We start from the raw sequence: 18879 nt of genomic DNA on the forward strand, positions 1-18879 counted from the left end.
ATCCGAGTTGATGCCGCCGTCGTCTCATCCATACATCCTAGCGCAGAATGATTCTCGCAAAAACAAAAGGCCCTCATGGAGGGCCTTTGCTCGTGCTAACTGTGACTCACTTGGAGAGCCACGACTCCACGACATCCGAACCATGCTCAGCTTTCCAAGCCTTCAGCAGCTTGTGATTCCCACCCTTGGTCTCGACAATTTCACCCGAATGCGGGTTCTTGTAGACTTTCAGCTCGCGAGCCTTGCGAGTACCTTTCTCTGAAGGCGCAGCCAAAGGGGCGGATTTCCCACGTTTCGCAGCTGTAGGATCCAGCAGGCTGATCACGTCACGCAAGCTGTAGCCGTACTCAGCAAGCAAGCCACGCAGTTTGGTCTCAAACTCCATTTCTGCTTTCAAGCCAGAGTCATTTTTCATGGCATCCAGCTCGGCGAGCTGGGCAGCGAGCTCTAGTTCGAGTTTTCGGTATTCAGCGAGACGGGACATTCGAGTTCCTATGGGTTTTGATGGCGCAATACGTCACATGGTAGGTGATGATCCTGTTCTGGTCACCTCTCATCACCTACGTCCAGGCACTCTAGATTGTGCTTCAGCCAAAGCGACTAGCTTGATGGACAGAGAACGGGATTGAACGTAGCTTGCCAGTACACAGGTACGATGGAGTAGTTGTCTATGAAGGACTCATTTTCTAAGCGCAATGGATTCGCCAACGCTGCTGAAGCCGAGATTACAGTCAGGGAAGACGCGCCTGAGGAGCTGCGAGGCTACTTGGTTCAGCTCTGCTACGACTGCGGATTGAAGCCGAAAGATTTGCGAGCCATCCTGTGCAAGGCGTTAAAAAAACAGCCCGACCAGAACAATTGGAGTGATTTCCCCAATGTTGACTGGGAGGTCAACGAGCTATTGAGGGAGTGCAAGTGGTACAAGGTTTACGACGTAATCGAGCGGATTCAGCATGATTTAGGTGAGCGTAACTACAGCTCTGACGTCTACGAGCATTTCCACACGGAACTGAATGAATATTTCGTCGAGAACGGCATCGGGTGGCAGGTAGCAGATGGCCGTGTTGAGATCCGTGGGCCCGAGTCATTTGAAGTCATTGTGCGCCATGCGCGAAAAACTGAGCATGACTATGGCCATGTCACCGCCAGCAAAGAGTTACACGAAGCTATAGGTGACCTTTCACGCCGTCCGAATCCAGATCCAACAGGCGCCATTCAGCACGCCATGGCATCGCTAGAGTGCGTCGCCCGTCAAGTGACTGGGGACGTAAAGGCTAACCTTGGCGACATCATGAAAAGGAACGGCACCATCATTCCAGCGCCGCTCGATCAAGCAGTGGTCAAGGCTTGGGGGTATGCATCTGAAAATGGTCGTCACATACGAGAAGGACGAGAACCTTCGTTCAATGAAGCAGAGCTCATCGTTGGGCTTTGTGCGTCTCTAGGCACCTATTTGATTAAGAATGCCCAGTTGGGTGAGTCGAACCAAGGAGACACAAAGTTGGATGCATTTTAGATGCTTACGCATTTCCAGAGAGGTCTGTCTGCCTGGATACACGCAGGTAATGCACGCCCCCCCACCAAGACTGATTAACTAAGCATCCATTCAACGCCTATAGTGATACGAGGATTGCTTAGGAGAATGCCTGAGGTTCCAGCCAGTTGTTTTTTGCTGACACTGGCAGTTGCGGGCAGTGACTCATCCAAGCCTCACCTGAATAGCCCCAGGTTTTCTAGGCACCTTGCAAGCTAATTGCGTAACGCTTTTCATACTCTACCGGTGACAGCTGATTGTTGAAACCATGTCGGCGCTTTGCGTTGTAGAACATCTCGATGTAATCGAACACATCACTCCGAGCATCTTCCCTTGTGGTGTAAATTCTCCGCTTGATCCGTTCCCGTTTCAGAAGCTGGAAAAAGCTCTCGGCCACGGCGTTGTCATGACAGTTGCCTGGGCGACTCATGCTGGCAACCAAATTGTTTGCCTTCAAAAAGCTGCGCCAATCGTAGCTGCTGTACTGGCTGCCTTGGTCGGAATGAACCATCACCTCTTGCTTCGGTTTGCTTGGTGTTTGCACCTCTGTGAAGCATAGATCGTAACGCATACCGTCCTCATGATTCGCAGCGTAGAATCGCAATTCAAAGCGTTCTGTTATCGTTCTAAAAGTAATTTAGTCGCTCTTAGTCATAGGCCTTCTGGAGAGCCGCGAATGGACACAACTCGACGCGTACCAGGCAGGGCCTACCAAGCGGCCCGTGATCCCGAGCGTCTACTCATTGAAGAGCTCGCCGAAGCTCTCTCGGCTGCAGGATATCCGCTGCTGCTAGATGATGACTCAGCTATGTATGCTGAGCAAAGGCTGAAAGAGGCCAGAGCGGTAGCGCGTTCATCCCAGGTAGGTAGCGTTAGCGAACGCAATGCGGGTGAACTCTCGGCGAGAGAGGTATGCCAGGTATTGCGAGAGGTCACCTTCGAGCGACGGACGATGACCAAGGTGAGTCAGGCGTCTTGGGGTGAGATTTATGCGGGCCATTTCGTGGTGAGCGTCGAGGGTTGGCATATATCGATCTACAACGACAATGACACGCTCGACCACTGCGAAGAATGCGTGAGTCCAGAAGGACTCCGATGGTCGTTTGGCGCAGGGGATCGATTTGGAACAGATCCCATTGCGTTACTCAGCACATGGGAGCATCAGACGCTTGAACGTCTCCTAAAGGCGCTCTAGGGAGCCAAGGTCGAGCGGGCCTCTACGAGGGCGGCTGTCGTTAACCAAGCCTCGAGTTGCCGAGTCTTGGCCCTGCGGGCTTTCATCCTCCCGCCTGCGCGCTCCGCTTGCCAATGATCGCACTTCACTTTTCCACCAGGATTGCCGGGTCAACATTTATCGTGATTGAGACAACACAGGATATTCGCCGCCTACGGTTCCGGTCTTAACCTTCGATTTGACCTGTTCGAATCGCTAACCTGACCGCTTGTGCAGTTGTTGCGACTCCAAGACGTCGGCGGGCCAAGCGCAGGTGATTCTCAACAGTACGCTCAGACAAGCCAAGAGTTGCAGCTATATCCGCTTGCCGGCGTCCTGCCGATATCCAAGCCAGAACCTCACGCTCTCGCCGTGAAAGGCTGTTAACCACCTCACCCACTGGTGCCTCGAGTAAACGTCGAGCGGAGAAAAAAGCCGCCGTAGCGACGATACTTAATCCAAGCCGTACTCGCGCCGATCCATTTATCCCTTCACCGCCAAAGCTCATGGCACCTTCAAGCCCCAACGGCCCGAATACGGGAACCTGCAATCCCTGTAGACCCGGCCCGCTAGGTGAGCGTATGACCTGATAGCAGTCTTCGCCATGCAGGTGCTGTTTCTTCCAGAAAAAGGCTTCACGAGCACTCAGAATATGACGAGTAACCGGGCAGCGTCTTACGTACGTCTCAGCATCAACCCCTTGGCCTTCGCCAAACCAATCCCCCTCGACCCAATAAAGGCGTTCGACAACCTCTTCGCTTGCGGAAGAAGCCGAAAAGAGTACAAAACGATCATACCCATAGGGCCTAGCAATCCGACGGACGACATCTTGGATTGTGCCGAGATCGCGCGCCGCTTCAATTTCGAGAGCGGCGAGCAACGTTGCCTCTACAGGCGCGTTATTCAAGTCGGCTCAACCTCCTTCAGAAGAGCGCCCGCCGCTAATTTACCCAAGTTATTCCCCGCCAGAGGGCTGTCACCGGTTAGCAATTTTCGGTCTTTGAAAGTAGCCCCGGAAATCCCCTCATTGATAATCTCGACCCCCAGCGCCTTTAACTGCTCGCCAAACTTCCAGGTCAAATGGCCAGGCATGTAGCCGATTTCAGGTGTCTTCGCGTCAAGAGAGTCGGGAAAAGCGCACATCTTGTAGCCGTTGAAAATATAGGAGGACTTAGACTCCCCAAGGCCCGCCGCTAGCAGCGCTGCTGGGCCGTGACATAGGGAAATCACGAACTTGTCGTTAGCGACGGCCCATTGCAGGACACGTTTCACTTCAGTGCTTTCCGGCAACCCAATCAGAGCCCCGTGACCACCAGGTATAAAGACGCCTATGTAGTCCGAGTCATCACCCAACGCTGTTTCTATCACGTCAGCCAGCTTCAGAGGGCTTTTGAACTGCTCGCGGTATTTAGCGTAGAAATCCTTCACCTCAGTATCTTCTGAAGGCATGGCCCAAAACTCAAATTTCACCGGGTTGCCAGACAGCGTCGCGACATCGAAAGCAAAGCCTGCTTTATCGAGGTGATACATAGGCAGCAAGGTTTCAACAGGATGGTTGCCCGTGGAAAACATCGTGCCGTTGTCTGTCAGCAAATATCGCTCATCCGCGCCAATCAGTAGGATCTTCCATCGCCCACCTTTGTAAGCGTTGGGATAGTCAGCACCACTGAGATCAGATTTCGGGGAAGTGAACTGGCTTAGCGAATATGGCGATGGGAAAAAGGCGTTGTCCTCTGCATGATCTGGCGCTGGGCGTTTGTCGTCACTCTGCGATGTAGCCATGGTCTGTCCTCGATTGGGCCAAATATTGAATGCAATCCTAGTAGCGCGACGTAGAGCTTGCAATGAGGGAATTCCCCTAAAAACCCGATCCGTCATCCGACGTTCTCGTCGAGGATCAAATCTAATGAATAGGCTATTTAGGCTGAGGTTAGGCCATTGCGATTGGCGAACGTAATCACTTTGGCGAATCGGGCTCGCAACCTCTGACCCCTCAGTTCGATCTAAGTGAAAGATTGAGTGTATTCAGGGCTTTCACTAAGCGACAAAAGAACTACGCAGGTGACCGGTTTTTGATGGTAATGGCTGCTAGCGATGAGTTCATAAAGGGAGCTGATGACAGCTCGAAAGGCCGTAGACTTAACGCCCTCGTACTTCTAGCTACGGAACGCCAGAGAGTACGAGGGAAACTTAACTCAAGTTACTGATGTTCAGCGACTCAGCAACCTCTTGAGCACGAGTAGAGCAACAGCACCGATTGCCAGTGCAGCAACTGGCTTCTCTTTGACGAACGTAGACACGCTGTCCAGTGCATCGCCGTAGGTTTGTGTCAGCTGACCTGCAGCTTGGCGTCCAGCACCTTCAGCTTCAATCTTTGAATCACCCAGCATTTTGCCTACGGCGCTCTGAGCTTTGCCTGCAACCTTCTCTACAACACCTTCGACCTGTTCGCTCTTCATGATTAACAAAACCTTCGTCTGTAATTGGGTAGCCCAGGAGAAGCCTGGGCTTGAGGCAACCTGCACAGAGTTAGGGAGATGCGCTCAATGATTAGTTCAAAGTTGATGAACCTCTGGATTCATCCGCAAGACACCTACCATTTCTTGTGCTGCGCTATGCTGAGCGTCCCCTAAGGAGAACACGTCAATGCCAAAGGAATACTCGCTGCCGGATGTGCTGGAAAGGATGTATCAAAACCAGTTCGTCTTGGAGGCAGCAATAATGGAGTTGACCCTCAACGTAGAAGCGCACGGTCATGCGGACGTAGGAGATAACGTCCGGGGCGCCCTGGAGGCAATCGGCGAGAACGCGGGCCACCTAAAACAGGGCTTGGCGCGTCTCAGCAAGCTCCCATGAGGCAGCCACTATTTGATTTTGATCTCAAACGTGTCTCACACGAGCACTACATCACTGGAAAAGCTGCGATCAATTTTCCGCACGCATGGAGCACCACGGGTGGATGGCATTTTCTGTCGTATTTTGAGCGAGAATAAGGTGTGGCCAAGGTGTCACTGGCAGGCATTCATTATCCTAACACCACCGGATACTTTGGAGACCTGGGGATCGCCGACGTCACCGATCAGCTAGCTGACCGTGGCTGTGCTGTTGAGGGACGGCGGCAGTACATGGCTGATCACTACAGGGCTGCTGCGGACATGATCGTGAAATGGGCACTTAGCGACTCTGCTCACTGCAATGTCGAGATTGATGACTGATTTCCTTCCCCGTCAGAGAAACAACGACTACTCAAGATCCTAGAAGCGGCAAAGCCGAAGCTCTTCAAAGTTTGCAGGCTGCACAAAGTGGAGGTTTGGCTAAGCTCGAAGTAACGTCACTACCGCACTTTGGAAAGCAGCCGCCTGGAGCGAGCTGAACGAGGGCAAAGGATATGCGCAAAAAAGCTCAGTCTTTGTTTATCCCGCTTCTGATTCTCTGCGCTGTCCTTTGGGCAATGGGAAAAAAAGACTCGCCTCCAGTTCTCGCCCCGCTTAACCAACAGGCCACGCCGAGCATGCCAGTCTCTGCCCCATTACCAGCAAACCGGCCAGCACGACCTCCAGCAGTCGATCAGTTCGTAAACGCTGATAAATTGAATTTGCGTAATCAGCCTGGTGGCAAGGTCATCTCCACCCTGAAACGCGGGGAGAAGGTACAGGTATACGAAAAGAAGAATGGCTGGGTTCGCGTCAGCTTGGATGGCCAGCCAGCTAAATGGATATCGTCCAAAAGCCTGTGCGACGGGGCGAACTGCTACGCCGCTACCAAACCGGAACCAGTCCGTCAGGCGAGACCTGCTCCTCTGCCTGTTCCTCGGCAAGCGCCGAGTCATGGATCCTCCTGCCCTTGTTCGTCCGGCACCGTTTGTATAGGGCCTAGGGGCGGTAGATACTGCATTACCTCAGGGGGAAACAAGCGCTATGGGGTTTGATGGGATATTTATTACTTCTTGTCGAAACATCCTGATGAGTAGCCCAGCAGTCGAACATAAACGTCAGTGCGGCTGTGAAAAGCTGTCCTGAATCCACTAAGCCGCAGAGAAGAACGCCACTTTAGCGGTAAGACGATCCGCCAAACCTGATAGCTCGATGCTAGCTGCCGCCACTTGGCGCGCGCCGTTGGCAGACTCAACAGTCGAGCCATGAATGCGGTTAATATTTTCAGCAACCTCATCGGTCACGCTACTCTGCTGCACGGAGGCGCTCGCGATCTGGGCGTTCATATGACTGATTGCGGCAACCTGCTCGCTGATCCTTGCCAATGCATTCTGCGCGCTGCGGGTTTGTGTGACCGTTTGGCTCGCTAGCTCGCAACTATCGCGCATAGTTTGGGATGCCGTTTCGGTACCCCATTGAAGCGTACTGATCATCTCCCGAATTTCCTCGGTCGACTGCTGTGTACGATTGGCCAAAGAACGCACTTCGTCAGCTACCACCGCAAACCCACGCCCGTGCTCTCCAGCTCTCGCTGCCTCAATGGCAGCGTTCAAGGCAAGCAAATTGGTTTGTGAGGCGATAGAGTTGATTACGTCGATCACTGACGCGATATTTTCACTGTGTTTGGACACCTGGTTCACGGTAGCAGTGGTTTGCTCGAGAGTTACTGCCAACTGTTCAATGGCAAGCGTGGTGCTTGCAACCAATTTGTTCCCACTTCCCACTTCAGTATCAGCCAACCGGGAGGCATCAGCGGCCTGCGCGGCATATCCAGATACCTCATTAACCGTCGCGGCCATTTGCATCATGGCTGCGGCTACCTGCTCCGCTTCGCGGGTTTGTAAGCTGGTCTGCTCATTGTTAGCCGATGATGCGGCAGACAACTGGGTGGACGAGTGATTGACCTCTTGGGCCGCCTTACGTACTTGCTGAATAGTCTCTCCGAGATGTCCTAGCGCGTCTTTCAGGACGCCCATCACACTGCCGGGATAATCTGTGGAAATCGTCTGATTCAGATCACCAGCTGCCAGTCGCTCGATGGCCAATGCAACATCTGTGGGCTCGGCACCCAGCGTGGATTTAACGAAGCGAATAATTACAGCCGACAACGTGATGCTCAGCAGCAAAGCAATACCTGTCGCGATAAGCATCAGCGTACTGAACTGGCTTGCGGTTGCCTGCACTGCTCCCAGCTTTGCCTTGATTGATACTTCCTCGTAGTCGATCAGTGCATTGACGCGTTTCAGCCACTCACTGTAATCCAAAGACGTTTGACGCATCAGCAGCGCCTGAGCTCCTGGGATGTCACCCGCTTGGCGCAGGGAGATTACCACCCTGGTGGAGTTAAGGGTTTGTTGTTCGATGTCCTTGATAGCGTTCAGTAATCGAACCTCCTCGACTGTTACGCTTGCGTCCTTGAACAACTGATCCATTGGAGCCGCCGAATCGGAGTAGGCCTTTTCCAAGGCTGTGACCTCCGATAGGTGTTTTGCCAAATCTGTATCAGTCTTCACCAGCACCGCATCCCGAATAGCGATGGCGCGGTTATGGACACTGCCTCGGAAATTAATTGCATAGCGCTGCACTTTTGAGGCATTTTCGCTTACGTCGCCCAAGGTGGAGTCAATGAACGCAACGCGGTGAATGCCAATGGCGGTTATCAATATGAGCAGCGCCAGGATGGCCGCGAAACTAAGCCCTATGCGTGTGGCCAACGAAAGCGTTTTCTTCATATATATCTCGGAAACATGACCTGTACAGGCCTCTGTTGATTTGGAAGACGCGAACGGTGCTACCAGCCCATCACGCTTGATGCCTTGACGATACGTAGACTGAGTAAGGTCATCTAGTAAGTAATACGCACCGATATGATAGCGTATTGCTATCAAAATGTTGCGTATGCTCTGCAGTGGGCCTCGCGAGTTGCCTGGGGCGTTTCTGCGCGGCTACGGCAGTCGGATGCAACGAGGGAGGTCGCAAAGCCAACGGGCATCGCCATGGGGGTACCAGTAAGCCAGTTGAAGGCGAGCAACTTTGAAAAAGAGTGAGCTTCCAGTAAAACCTGCTTTACCTGCGGCCTTCCCTTTACGTGGAGGAAGAAATGGGCGCGCTGATGGAAGGAGGTTCGTTATTGCCGGAGCGCTGCCGGCGCAACATAAGTTGAGCCAAAAAAAGGGCCATCAATAGGCCCTTTGTACTCACCAGAGATTACTTGACGAGCCAAGACTCTACTGTCGCAGCGCCGTGATCACTTTTCCACTGTTTCAAGCCTCTGTGGTTACCGCCTTTCGTCTCAATGGTTTCACCGGTGTGTGGGTTCTTATAAACCTTCACTTTGCGGGCTTTACGTGTGCCGGTTTTTGGCGCAGTAACTGGAGCGCGATGACTAGCCTGTGGATCAAGCAGGTTGATCACATCTTTCAGGCTGTAGCCATATTTTGCGAGCAAATCGTGAAGCTTCGTTTCAAATTCAATTTCTTTTTTGAGACCGGCGTCGCCCTTAAGAGCTTCGAGAGCTTGAAGTTGCTCGGCGAGGTGTTTCTCAAGCTGGCGGAATTCTGCTAGTTTGGACATGGGAATTTCCTGAGGGTTTAGTATAGTCACGTTACTACAGAATAGACACTCGAATGAAGCAGAAGTATCAATATTTAGAAAGCTGCTCGTGTATCCACCTCAAGAATGAACCAATGAGCATGCGTGCGGTTGATACTTAACAATAGAGTGCTGAGAGTGTGAGGAGATCAAAGGTGAACACAGCGCAATTGATCGCGCAGGGGGAAAAGGCATCACAGGTTGTTTTGTGGGGCCAGTTGTCGCGCACACTGATTTTTTGTGGCATCTCCCGCCAGATGGCCATACCTGTCGTTGATCTGTTTGAAGTGATCGATATCGTCCATAGCGAAGTGGCAGAATGTAATTCGGTAGTTGCTACGGCATTACCTCCCAGGTCATCGCATCCGGTGTTGTCCTGCCCTGGCACGCACCAATTACGCGTTTCTTGGCGACCGTAGTGACATATTTTTGGGTATCCCTGGCGGGATTTTTGCCCCTTCACTGGCGGTAGGAGCCGCTGTCGGCGCGGATGCCGCAGAGCTGTTCCAACTGGCCGCGCAGCCAACTATCGCACTCTGTGTGATGGGTTTTCTGGCTGCGGTCACTCAGTCTCCAATCATCTCCGCCACTATTGTGATGGAGATGATTTAAAGTCACATTATGGTGATCAGCCTCATCGCGCTAGCCTTGATTGCCAAGGCCGTGAGCTCAAGAATGGTGCATGAGTTGTACGAGCAATTGGCAGGGAGCGTTCTCCAGACCGGAGAGCCCAATGCCACGCCAAAGAATCAGGTCTGATGGGCTTTACCGGGGCATCGTGCTGCGTAACGTAAGTTAAAAGGCGCGCCAGTAAAACGTACTTTTCATCCGGATCTAAAGCTTAAATTGGGCTACCAGCTGATTGAAGGACACTGCAAGCCTCGATAGTTCGTGGCTCGAAGCATTGGTCTGATGTGCTCCTGTAGCAGTTTGAGCTGATAAGCTTTGAATGTTCACGAGATTACGATCTACCTCACGAGCAACCTGTGCCTGTTCTTCCGAGGCGCTTGCGATCACCAGATTCCGCTCTGTAATTGCAGCGACGCCTTCAGTGATCGATTCCAGCGCAACGCCTGCAGCCTGCGCCAACTGACGTGTGTTATCTGCCTGGCGCTGACTCTTACTCATGGTTTGTACTACTGAGGTAGCGCTTGTTTGCGCGCTATTAATCATCCCCTCAATTTCGACAGTGGAGGACTGGGTGCGATGAGCCAAGGCTCTCACCTCGTCAGCCACCACCGCAAAGCCGCGACCTTGCTCCCCAGCTCGAGCCGCTTCAATGGCGGCATTCAAGGCCAGCAGATTGGTTTGGTCAGCAATCGACCGAATCACCTCAAGTACCTTGCTAATCTCTTTCGTCTGATGAGCCAACTCTTGAACTTGCGAGCTAGACGAATTTATTTCGCCAACCATGTCTTCAATTGCTAGAACTGCCTCTCCAACCTTGCTCTTACCAGCCATGGCATCTTGATTCGTGCGTTGCGATATTTCTGCTGTAGTAACAGCGTTGCGAGCGACTTCATCGACAGCTGCTGTCATCTCGTTGACAGCAGTGGCTGCCTGCTCGATTTCGCTGTTCTGCTGAGTGAGGCCTCGTGTGCTTTCGTCCGTCACGACGCTTAGCTCTTCTGCTGCCGATGCAAGCCGATCTGAAGCACTCGATATATTTTGGATTGTATTTCTAAGGCTAGCCTGCATTCCACCCAAGGAGGAAAGCAACTGACCGGTTTCGTCTTGGCTACCTGCGTCGATACGTTGTGTAAGATCACCGGCGGCAATGAGCTCTGCAGCCGCTACTGCGTAAGACAGGGGGCGCGTAATAAGGCGTGTGATTAGAAGACCCAAGCCCATTGCCAGAACGAAAGCAATCACCATGCCCGCAATCAACGTGAGCTTAGAGCTCTGAATGAGTACGTCACTCTCACGTTTCATATCGTCTGCTTGATCAATATTAGATGCTATGATCCCCAGCATTTCCTTTTCAGCGAAACCGTACTTACTACTTACATCTCCTGTCAGAAGCGACCTCGCTCCTGGCAAATCCCCCGAGTTCAAGGTATTGGAGAACTGCTCGGCCGCCTTTATGTAGGAAGGCCAATCAGTTTCAAATTTATCACCCAGCACTTTTTCGTCTTCACGTAGAGGGGTGCTACGATAAATTGCGAATGAACTCTCTACCGCACGCTTACGATCAGATAATGCTTTTTGAGTGGTTGCGAGTTCCGCTTCACTTGCATTACCAGCCTTTTGTGCCAGCAGCAGGTACAGATCTCTATTGTGATAAATTACTTGTTGAAGCGACTCATTTACCTTGTTAATTGATGTTACATTGTTGCCGAATATGGATGCGATTGTGTCGCCTAACCTGGAGTTACCGCTCATCCCGACGAACCCGATCGCGACAGTTATCAATGCGCATACCAAAAACGATATCGACAGCTTTGCCGCAAGGCGTAGATTCAGGAACCAAATCATAGAGTTTTCTCTTCATAGTGGGAGATCTGGTTAACCTAGAGGCGTGCCATTGATCAGAAAATTTATCGGCTAATAATTTTTTTTATTTAATATTATTTTTTGCTCCTGGTGCCTCATAGACAAAGTCAGCTCTGTATATAAATCTTGGAAATATTGCCTTTAATAATAATTCGCATTTCGACCTCTTAATGCTGTAGTTTGAAATATGTATTCTAGAAACGCCACTGCCTAAACACCTCTCATAGCACTCATCAAACATAACCGTGATTTAGTTTTACTCTCAGTACCGTCTGATAGCTCGTAGTGTTGCTAGTTGTCGGCAGTACAATGTCAAAAAATCATCAACACAGGTCGCGAAACTTTGGCTCACTATCTCTCTCCGCACACACTAATCAGGATGTATGGAGACGGCCCCCTGCCCCATCGTCTATTGATCGCATACAATGCGCCCATAACGTCCTCGGTGGACTTAGATTTGGAGTTGAAAAAGAGATCATCGGTGTACTCACCCTTCTGGAAGAGGTTTACGAGAAGCAGTTCTGCGTTGTGTATTTAAACCAGATCGGAGAGTACGCTCCACGGCATCAACTGCAGCCGTCATCATTGGGCGCATATCATTGTTAAGACGAAGTACGTTGGAAGCGCTGAGTAATCTACGCAAGCGGAGCGCTCAAGTTGGCTATCAATTTCTCAAAATTTCTAAATATCGAGCAAGAGAGCAGATAGAGAATCTTCGCTCTAAATCTGATGACTCTCTGAGAAAGAGATCATGCATAGCTGGCCTAGTTAGCCGAACTACGCCTAGGCATCGGCATACTTCCCAAGATTGCAGCAGAGGCCTTTGCCCAAGAGCTAAAACTTCGCTAGGTACGCCTTGCCGATACTTGGGCTAGTCGACAGAATATGTCTGCGTCCGCGACGAAGAACTGCCGATTTCAGTTAAAAAACGCTTGACCACTTGCTCGCCGAGCATCGAAAGAAACCAAAACCTAATATTACGGAGTATTTAGTCAAATTCGACTTTAAATTTACGCCGCCTTTTATAAGTAGCAAAACTCTTATGTGACGTCTGCGCTTTCACTCTGATGAACTAACGGTTGAACCGCTCAACCAACGAATATTGAATCTTGGCTGTCTGAGTCAACTCGCTGCTTAGCTCAGCCGAATGCCTTGCTTGCTCAGACGTCTGATCGGCAAGATCCACGATTGTGTTGATGTTGCGGCTGATTTCCTCAGCAACCGCAGTTTGCTCTTCAGTCGCAGCGGCAATCTGGGTAGTCATGTCAGTGATATTCGCTACGGCTTCACTGATACCCACCAGGGCTTTGTCCGCTTCAAGCACCCATGCCACACCTTCTTCGGCCCTGCGGTGTCCGCTCGCCATGATCTTTACAGCGTTGTTAGACGAGACCTGCAACTTTGAGATCAGGCTATGGATTTGTGCGGTTGATTCAGTTGTACGTTGAGCCAGTTGACGCACCTCATCGGCGACTACCGCGAAACCTCTGCCCATGTCGCCCGCCCGAGCGGCTTCAATGGCCGCGTTCAGCGCCAGCAAGTTTGTCTGATCGGCAATGCCTTTGATCACGTCGACCACTGTGCCAATTTCATCACTGTCCTTGGCTAATTGAGCGACTGTTAGCTCGGTTTCACCCACCACCGTCGAGAGCAATTGGATAGCTTCGCGGGTGTCTCGAGCCACCTCGCGTCCGCGCCCAGTGAGCACACTGGCTTCCTGGGTGGCGTCAGCAGTGCGTTGAACGTGGCTGGCGACTTCTTGCGTTGTGGCTGCCATCTGATTGACAGCGGCTGATACTTGCTCGGTCTCGACGCGCTGGCGTTCGAGTCCTCGGAAGCTGTCCGCAGCAAGGCTATCGGATCTGCCGGCCAACTCGTTCAATTGTTCAGCCGCGTCGTGCAATCGAGTGAGACAGGTCTTGAGTCGGGAAGCCTGGCTGACGAACGCAGTTTCAAGGCGCGCCTGAGGGCCGCGTTCGTCGCTGTACATCTTCGCCAGCAGCGAATCGGAGGTTGAAGCTTCCGACATTCCCAGCAGACGCAACGCCCCTTGGTTTTGTCGATGCGACACTAGCAGGCCTATAGGTACTGATATTGCGACAGCTAGCATCATAGCTTCAGGAATGCCGAGCATCGCGCCACACAGCGTGCCTACTAAACCCATGACAACAGTCGGCAACGAAGCGAGCAGAGCCGGTTGCCATCTATCACGGTATGGTATGGCTGATTTCCCGAGACTGATGCGTTTGTACAGCGTTTCCGCGCGACGAATCTGTTCAGCGGTCGGCTTCACCCTGACCGATTCGTAGCCTACGATCTGGACACCGTCGAAAATCGGGGTGACATAGGCATTGACCCAGTAGTGATCTCCGTTTTTCGAACGATTCTTGACGATGCCCATCCATGGCTTGCCTTGCTTTAGCGCGCCCCACATATGGGCGAATACGGCAGGAGGTACATCAGGGTGACGAACGATATTTTGGGGCGCGCCGATCAGGCCCGCTTTCTCGAAACCGCTTATATCGACGAACGCATCATTGCAGTACGTTATGACACCTCGTGCGTCCGTTGTGGAGATGAGTTTTTGCTGAAGCCCGAGAACAACCTCGCGCTGCGTGACCGGTTGATTGTTTCTCATCGGTATTGCTCCTATTCCTATAGGTAAAGCATCGGCAACAATGTGGAAAATGTGAGTCAGTAATGCGCGCCACACTCATTGCGTGTCGTAAAAAATGACAAGTCCGGCAACGCGAGTATTCACACCTCAATAAAATCATCGACTTAACTTACAGGTTGATTCAGCATGCAGGTCGGTATTGGGATGCTTCGCGGACTCGAAAATTCTGTGACGAAGATACTCACCACTGCGTCCGGTACTGATAGTCGAACATGGCAACGCCTGACCTCTCATCCAGGGTCGGTGCTGCGATAACACCACAGATAGGCCCGGTTGGTTTCTCCCTTGCCGGGATCCATTTGCTGCACCGGGGTTTCTTCGGCATGCAAAATCAGGCGTTGATGCAGTAATTCAAGCAATCGATCGGCCAAGGGTTGCAGGGCAAAACTCTAGCGGCCTAACTGATGATGATAACAATGGCTCCAACCGTCCTTCTTTCAGGAACGACAGCGCTGACGATGCTGGCCACGAAAAATTTCAAGCCAGCCAAACCTGATGCACTTGCATTCATTGGCTCAGATGGCGAAATTCGTGGCTCGCAGTTTGAACAGGCGTCACGCTTCTACAGGGCTACTTACAGCTCTCCGCTGATGTCCGACCAGCAGCTTGCACAGGCGATAGCTGCGTCTTTCTGAGGCCTCATAGAGCTCTGTAACTGCCTATAACTGCCTATCAGGCGATAGATCCCTTACCGTATTCGATCTAGCCCCCCCACAGAACGATCTCATCGTGCCTTCATTGGCATGATGACACCTACCTCAGAGGGCGTTTTAATGAAGGTTTTCGGGCTGGCAATATTGATTCCGGTGTGTGCTGTCAGCTATCTGTGCAAAGAAGGAGATGGCGCAGTTGCGATAATTGCCAGGATGGTTTTCACATCCAGCACTATGGCCTTGTACTTTTTTCCAGCGATATGTTCTATCAGGACTAAGTCCAAGGCACGAGCATCGACTTTCAAACTGAACTTTCTCGCAGGTTGGACGGGCTTGGGTTGGATTTTAGCGTTTTATATGGCCAAAGTTTTACCGCTTGATGACGACAAAATTTGAATATGCTGTTGTCATGCAAGATTAGATCTAATTATTGGCTTGCTTGAGCCGCAGCGTGATAGAAGTTTTACGTTAGGGCCTCTTCTGTAACTTACGAACCTTCCCTACAAACGCGACCAGCCGCCGTAGCTCATCAGCATCATCGCTGTGGATAACTTCTAAAAGAAACTCCCGTTGTTCGATCTTGCTTTCAATATCCGAAAAAAACTCTTTGACTGGCACACCAAGAATTAGGTGTCTTAAGCCAGTAACGGGAATACAACCCAAATGTGTTGGACGTACAATTGGTTGGAGCTAGCGCTCCCAATACCTATATTCGTGGTAATTGGCGGGAGCTAACTTGGTTTTTCCGGGGCTGAGTAGATGACTTGGCCGGACACACCCCATTGAGAAAAATTTGGACAAAACTCCATGCATACCGGCAAGCCAGTGCTCCCTTACCCTTACCAAACTGCTGGCTGATGAAGGTTTTGAGGTTGATTGGCGTTTTAGTGGCGCAGCTGCTTTGAAAGATCGACAGGTCGTAGAGGACACCTTCGAGCATTACGCAGTCGTGACCGTCCCACTTGGCTTCCACGAACTCTCACCCATGGGTCGCTCCTGGAATATTCCCTCGGCATTCAAAATGCATATTGGCCATTAATTAAAAATTCTCCGAGGACGATAAAGGCGGTTAGCCCTTTAGATTTGAGAGTGGCAGTAGTTCCACCATTGACTATGACGCAAGAAGCAAATGATGGAGGGATCGAATCAAGTGTTTGTCTGTGTGCGTCCGACCAAGTCATTTACGCCGATCTAAAGGATGATCTCACGCGCCTGTCGACGTAGTGGGCGAGTGAAATCGAGCATGCTCAAGCATAAATGACAGCCAGTTCTATCACGCAAGGAGTGATGCCCGGACGCAGACCTTGGATAAGACGCGAGTACAACCAGATAAACTTGGAAGCCACTGCGGAAAGCCGTTCAGTTCAAGTAGCCCTGAGCGAGCTGCGTACTCAGCATTGTCAGCGTCAGCAGGCATTTCCGACAAGCGGGACGACTCCTCTTTAGCCTCGATAGCGAACCCCGTCATCACTTGATAGGGGGTCGAATTGGTAGCAGCCCCCTCCGATGGCAGAGTTGGGCAATAGCCCCGCACAGAACTAAAAGCGCCGGTGCTAAACGCTTGAGCAACAGTGCGGTGTTGGCAGCAGAAGCTGCGATCAGTTAATTGTGGATCCGGTTTCAATGGGGATTTGAGCCCCATTGTGCCTGATGTTAATGCGGGAAAAGTAGCCTTACGCTTGACGGTTAATTCCGTAACGCTTCATGCGCAAGTAAAGAGTGCTTTTAGCTATGCCAAGCTCTTTGGCGACCAGAGTAAGATTGCCTCGATAACGCTCAATTGTGCTGGCAATGACCTGACACTCGCTTTCCCTCAAGCTACCAACGGGTCTGTCGCTGCGCACAATCGCGACTTCGTGCACATAGGAGGGCAAATCAGAACGCCTCAAGACTTCCCCGCCCATCAGCAACATGCCCTCAATCACGTTACGTAATTCCCGGACGTTACCCGGCCACAAATAAGCAACTAGATAGCCCAGCACTTCGTCTTCCACTAAGGGTACTGGAATACCGTGTCGATGGGCCAAGCTGGTTAGCAGGTGCTCCACCAACCTTGGAATATCTTCCTTGCGATCACGCAATGGGGGAATTCCAACACTTGTCACTGCTATCCGATAGAACAAATCGCCTCGGAAGCGTTGATTTGTAACATCCTCACGTAAATCACGGTGTGTCGCTGCAACTAATCTAAAGTTGACCTTGCGCGGTTCTGTCTCGCCCAGTCGATATATTTCCCCCTCCTCCAGTGCTCGCAGCAGATAACTCTGCAAGTCCAAGGGCATTTCACCTATTTCATCCAAGAACAGAGTGCCCCCGTTTGCCGCCTCTATCTTGCCCTTCATACCTCCACGACGAGCCCCGGTAAATGCGCCTTCGGCGTAGCCAAATAATTCACTGGAGAGCAAATCCTTGGAGAGACTTCCACAATTGATGGAAACAAACGGGCCATTTTTACCCACGCCGGAATAATGAATGCCTTGGGCGAAGGCCTCCTTGCCCACCCCGGTTTCTCCCTGCAGCAATATCGGTACATTGGAGCAGGCCAATTGCCTGGCTTTGCGAAGAGCTTCGACCAGCGCCGGACTCTTGCCGGTGATCTGGTCAAATCCGACCAGTGTTTCCATTTCTCTATGGTCGGCCGTTCTGTCAACACCAGGCCGGCCAAGGGATTTACAGGGGATACGGAGTAATGTTCCCAAACGCAAACCTTGTGCAACAACCGGCTGCAGCCAGTCGACTGACAGCCACTGTGGCAAGACATCTGTCAATCGTCCTTTATCATCCAGGCAGAGTGAAGTCAGTCGAAAATCACGAGTGAAACTGATATCTACGCCTCGAGCAACCAACGCACCATAGGCATGGGTATTTGCCTTTATCAGGAAGCCTTTTTCATCAAACAACATGATGCAATCGCCTCTATCCCGCCACAGATCCAATGACGCATCCAGCAGCCGATAGCCGGTTTCGGCTTTTTGGTTGGCCAAGGCCAATTCAATCCGCTCAGCTGTGCTGACGGCCAACGCCAGCGTATGGCGGTTGTAGGTCTGAGACTCTCCCGAAACGTTCAGTACCCCAAGAATATGGCCATCAGACGGGTCGCGGATCACTGTGGCAGAACAAGTCCATCGCTGGATTCCTTCACAAAAATGCTCACCGGCATGTACCTGTACAGGACGTTGCAGCATCAGCGCGGTGCCAATCGCATTAGTCCCACAGATATCTTCGCTCCACGGACTGCCAGGAAGCAGATGAATGTGTTCCGCGCTTTTGAGGGTCTGCAGGTCACCGCCTGTTTCGATAATCATGCCGCTGCTATCGGCCAATACAATGATCGTTCCGGTTTGGGCAAGAAATTGATTGGCCACCGCCATGGCTTCTGTACTGACGTCCAGTAGGCGCGCCTGACTGTCGCGTATGGTCTCGAGTTGCGCCCGATTTACCGGTTCCGGCGCGTGTCGAAGCGTAGGGTTGACGTTTTTGTCCAGGCAGCGCCTCCAGGAGTCGCCCACTGGATAGCGCAAGACCGAAGCAGGTGTTTCAGCGCCATTGAGGACGCTCTCCCAAGCGGCCAATACCTGACCGTCGTGTTCTGGTCTCGGGTAGACGAATTCCAGGTACGGAGCATTCATAGACACACCCTCTATTCTTATTATTGATGTCCCTGTCTGGTTTTCAGGGCGAGAGCTAAAAGTACAATACGCCCATTCAAACCACGCACCTCATAGAGGTGCGTCTTAACTGTACCCCTTCACCCGCACGCGCGCACCCCCACACACAGATGAAGA

17 protein-coding genes and 5 pseudogenes are annotated in these 18879 nt (G+C 51.7%); 9 read left to right on the forward strand and 13 right to left on the reverse strand.

Going from position 1 to position 18879, the window contains the following annotated elements; genetic code table 11:
• Positions 1-106: 106 nt before the first annotated feature.
• The gene (locus CRN80_RS00555; protein WP_098949308.1) at positions 107-484 is read right to left on the reverse strand and encodes a histone-like nucleoid-structuring protein, MvaT/MvaU family; all 378 of its coding nucleotides are present in this window, start codon (positions 482-484) and stop codon (positions 107-109) included.
• A gap of 186 nt (positions 485-670) precedes the next feature.
• Between CRN80_RS00555 and CRN80_RS00560 the strand changes: the two genes are divergently transcribed.
• Positions 671-1516 (forward strand): AbiJ-NTD4 domain-containing protein, encoded by an 846-nt coding sequence (locus CRN80_RS00560; protein WP_098949309.1) that lies wholly within the window; start codon positions 671-673, stop codon positions 1514-1516.
• 217 nt (positions 1517-1733) lie between these two features.
• On the opposite strand, the gene CRN80_RS00565 is transcribed toward CRN80_RS00560, so the two are convergent.
• Complete coding sequence (locus tag CRN80_RS00565; RefSeq protein WP_349016224.1) at positions 1734-2138, reverse strand: IS3 family transposase; 405 nt, start codon at positions 2136-2138, stop codon at positions 1734-1736.
• A gap of 72 nt (positions 2139-2210) precedes the next feature.
• On the opposite strand from CRN80_RS00565, the gene CRN80_RS32000 reads away from it, so the two are divergent.
• Positions 2211-2729 carry a hypothetical protein gene (locus tag CRN80_RS32000; RefSeq protein ID WP_349016222.1) on the forward strand — a complete coding sequence of 173 codons (519 nt, stop codon included), beginning with the start codon at positions 2211-2213 and terminating at the stop codon, positions 2727-2729.
• Positions 2730-2934: 205 nt separating this feature from the next.
• Here CRN80_RS32000 and CRN80_RS00575 read toward each other — a convergent pair whose 3' ends face one another.
• The 3 genes from CRN80_RS00575 to CRN80_RS00585 all read right to left on the reverse strand — a co-directional run bounded on the left by CRN80_RS00575 (position 2935) and on the right by CRN80_RS00585 (position 5206).
• Positions 2935-3654, reverse strand: a complete 720-nt coding sequence (locus tag CRN80_RS00575; protein WP_098949310.1) for a PA1136 family autoinducer-binding transcriptional regulator — start codon at positions 3652-3654, stop codon at positions 2935-2937.
• Complete coding sequence (gene hchA / locus CRN80_RS00580; protein ID WP_098949311.1) at positions 3651-4529, reverse strand: glyoxalase III HchA; 879 nt, start codon at positions 4527-4529, stop codon at positions 3651-3653. The genes CRN80_RS00575 and hchA overlap by 4 nt, the downstream gene beginning before the upstream one ends.
• A gap of 428 nt (positions 4530-4957) precedes the next feature.
• Positions 4958-5206, reverse strand: a complete 249-nt coding sequence (locus tag CRN80_RS00585) for a CsbD family protein (RefSeq protein WP_098949312.1) — start codon at positions 5204-5206, stop codon at positions 4958-4960.
• Positions 5207-5393: 187 nt separating this feature from the next.
• Here CRN80_RS00585 and CRN80_RS00590 point away from each other — a divergent pair, with 187 nt between their 5' ends.
• The 3 genes and pseudogenes from CRN80_RS00590 (at position 5394) to CRN80_RS00600 (ending at position 6675) form a co-directional block, all read left to right on the forward strand.
• The gene (locus CRN80_RS00590) at positions 5394-5603 is read left to right on the forward strand and encodes a hypothetical protein (RefSeq protein ID WP_098949313.1); all 210 of its coding nucleotides are present in this window, start codon (positions 5394-5396) and stop codon (positions 5601-5603) included.
• Positions 5600-6076: pseudogene (locus CRN80_RS31385) on the forward strand (hypothetical protein). Before CRN80_RS00590 ends, CRN80_RS31385 begins: the two are co-directional and overlap by 4 nt.
• A gap of 182 nt (positions 6077-6258) precedes the next feature.
• On the forward strand, positions 6259-6675 hold the full coding sequence (locus CRN80_RS00600) for an SH3 domain-containing protein (RefSeq protein WP_256588896.1): 417 nt from the start codon (positions 6259-6261) through the stop codon (positions 6673-6675).
• A gap of 96 nt (positions 6676-6771) precedes the next feature.
• On the opposite strand, the gene CRN80_RS00605 is transcribed toward CRN80_RS00600, so the two are convergent.
• A complete protein-coding gene (locus CRN80_RS00605) occupies positions 6772-8412 on the reverse strand; it encodes a methyl-accepting chemotaxis protein (protein ID WP_098949315.1) in 1641 nt (546 codons plus the stop codon).
• A gap of 301 nt (positions 8413-8713) precedes the next feature.
• On the opposite strand from CRN80_RS00605, the pseudogene CRN80_RS00610 reads away from it, so the two are divergent.
• A pseudogene (locus CRN80_RS00610) lies at positions 8714-8790 on the forward strand (DUF2256 domain-containing protein); the annotation flags it as partial.
• Between the two features lie 97 nt (positions 8791-8887).
• Here the strand turns inward: CRN80_RS00610 and CRN80_RS00615 are convergent.
• Positions 8888-9253 (reverse strand): histone-like nucleoid-structuring protein, MvaT/MvaU family, encoded by a 366-nt coding sequence (locus CRN80_RS00615; RefSeq protein WP_098949316.1) that lies wholly within the window; start codon positions 9251-9253, stop codon positions 8888-8890.
• 212 nt (positions 9254-9465) lie between these two features.
• The gene (locus CRN80_RS31390; RefSeq protein ID WP_098949317.1) at positions 9466-9576 is read right to left on the reverse strand and encodes a diguanylate cyclase; all 111 of its coding nucleotides are present in this window, start codon (positions 9574-9576) and stop codon (positions 9466-9468) included.
• A 20-nt stretch (positions 9577-9596) separates the two neighbouring features.
• Between CRN80_RS31390 and CRN80_RS00625 the strand changes: the two are divergent.
• Positions 9597-10030, forward strand: a pseudogene (locus CRN80_RS00625) (chloride channel protein); the annotation flags it as partial.
• Between the two features lie 75 nt (positions 10031-10105).
• Here the strand turns inward: CRN80_RS00625 and CRN80_RS32005 are convergent.
• The 4 genes and pseudogenes from CRN80_RS32005 to CRN80_RS32015 form a co-directional block, all read right to left on the reverse strand.
• Entirely contained in the window at positions 10106-10969 is an 864-nt protein-coding gene (locus CRN80_RS32005) for a methyl-accepting chemotaxis protein (protein ID WP_371861816.1), read from the reverse strand.
• 42 nt (positions 10970-11011) lie between these two features.
• Positions 11012-11746, reverse strand: a pseudogene (locus CRN80_RS32010) (MCP four helix bundle domain-containing protein); the annotation flags it as partial.
• 1090 nt (positions 11747-12836) lie between these two features.
• Positions 12837-14402 carry a PAS domain-containing methyl-accepting chemotaxis protein gene (locus CRN80_RS00635; protein WP_098949319.1) on the reverse strand — a complete coding sequence of 522 codons (1566 nt, stop codon included), beginning with the start codon at positions 14400-14402 and terminating at the stop codon, positions 12837-12839.
• 210 nt (positions 14403-14612) lie between these two features.
• Positions 14613-14827, reverse strand: a pseudogene (locus CRN80_RS32015) (transposase); the annotation flags it as partial.
• Between the two features lie 15 nt (positions 14828-14842).
• On the opposite strand from CRN80_RS32015, the gene CRN80_RS00645 reads away from it, so the two are divergent.
• Both CRN80_RS00645 and CRN80_RS00650 read left to right on the forward strand, forming a co-directional pair.
• Positions 14843-15076, forward strand: a complete 234-nt coding sequence (locus CRN80_RS00645; RefSeq protein ID WP_371861817.1) for a DUF2388 domain-containing protein — start codon at positions 14843-14845, stop codon at positions 15074-15076.
• 108 nt (positions 15077-15184) lie between these two features.
• On the forward strand, positions 15185-15490 hold the full coding sequence (locus CRN80_RS00650; RefSeq protein WP_098949322.1) for a superinfection immunity protein: 306 nt from the start codon (positions 15185-15187) through the stop codon (positions 15488-15490).
• Positions 15491-16767: 1277 nt separating this feature from the next.
• Here CRN80_RS00650 and CRN80_RS00660 read toward each other — a convergent pair.
• The gene (locus CRN80_RS00660) at positions 16768-18723 is read right to left on the reverse strand and encodes a sigma-54-dependent Fis family transcriptional regulator (protein ID WP_098949323.1); all 1956 of its coding nucleotides are present in this window, start codon (positions 18721-18723) and stop codon (positions 16768-16770) included.
• Positions 18724-18879 lie beyond the last annotated feature (156 nt).

The organism is Pseudomonas sp. FDAARGOS_380 (genome assembly GCF_002591235.1).
GTDB classification, from domain to species: Bacteria; Pseudomonadota; Gammaproteobacteria; order Pseudomonadales; family Pseudomonadaceae; genus Aquipseudomonas; species Aquipseudomonas salmasensis.

What these genes read in the sequence shown, in the direction of transcription:
- CRN80_RS00585 (WP_098949312.1), bottom strand. Translation starts at nt 5,206, where the DNA reads ATGAAGAGCGAACAGGTCGAAGGTGTTGTAGAGAAGGTTGCAGGCAAA.
- CRN80_RS00635 (WP_098949319.1), bottom strand. Translation starts at nt 14,402, where the DNA reads ATGAGAAACAATCAACCGGTCACGCAGCGCGAGGTTGTTCTCGGGCTT.
- CRN80_RS32000 (WP_349016222.1), top strand. Translation starts at nt 2,211, where the DNA reads ATGGACACAACTCGACGCGTACCAGGCAGGGCCTACCAAGCGGCCCGT.
- CRN80_RS00555 (WP_098949308.1), bottom strand. Translation starts at nt 484, where the DNA reads ATGTCCCGTCTCGCTGAATACCGAAAACTCGAACTAGAGCTCGCTGCC.
- CRN80_RS00590 (WP_098949313.1), top strand. Translation starts at nt 5,394, where the DNA reads ATGCCAAAGGAATACTCGCTGCCGGATGTGCTGGAAAGGATGTATCAA.
- CRN80_RS00600 (WP_256588896.1), top strand. Translation starts at nt 6,259, where the DNA reads ATGCCAGTCTCTGCCCCATTACCAGCAAACCGGCCAGCACGACCTCCA.
- CRN80_RS00660 (WP_098949323.1), bottom strand. Translation starts at nt 18,723, where the DNA reads ATGAATGCTCCGTACCTGGAATTCGTCTACCCGAGACCAGAACACGAC.
- CRN80_RS00605 (WP_098949315.1), bottom strand. Translation starts at nt 8,412, where the DNA reads ATGAAGAAAACGCTTTCGTTGGCCACACGCATAGGGCTTAGTTTCGCG.
- CRN80_RS00615 (WP_098949316.1), bottom strand. Translation starts at nt 9,253, where the DNA reads ATGTCCAAACTAGCAGAATTCCGCCAGCTTGAGAAACACCTCGCCGAG.
- CRN80_RS32005 (WP_371861816.1), bottom strand. Translation starts at nt 10,969, where the DNA reads ATGCAGGCTAGCCTTAGAAATACAATCCAAAATATATCGAGTGCTTCA.
- hchA (WP_098949311.1), bottom strand. Translation starts at nt 4,529, where the DNA reads ATGGCTACATCGCAGAGTGACGACAAACGCCCAGCGCCAGATCATGCA.
- CRN80_RS00560 (WP_098949309.1), top strand. Translation starts at nt 671, where the DNA reads ATGAAGGACTCATTTTCTAAGCGCAATGGATTCGCCAACGCTGCTGAA.
- CRN80_RS00650 (WP_098949322.1), top strand. Translation starts at nt 15,185, where the DNA reads ATGATGACACCTACCTCAGAGGGCGTTTTAATGAAGGTTTTCGGGCTG.
- CRN80_RS31390 (WP_098949317.1), bottom strand. Translation starts at nt 9,576, where the DNA reads ATGGACGATATCGATCACTTCAAACAGATCAACGACAGGTATGGCCAT.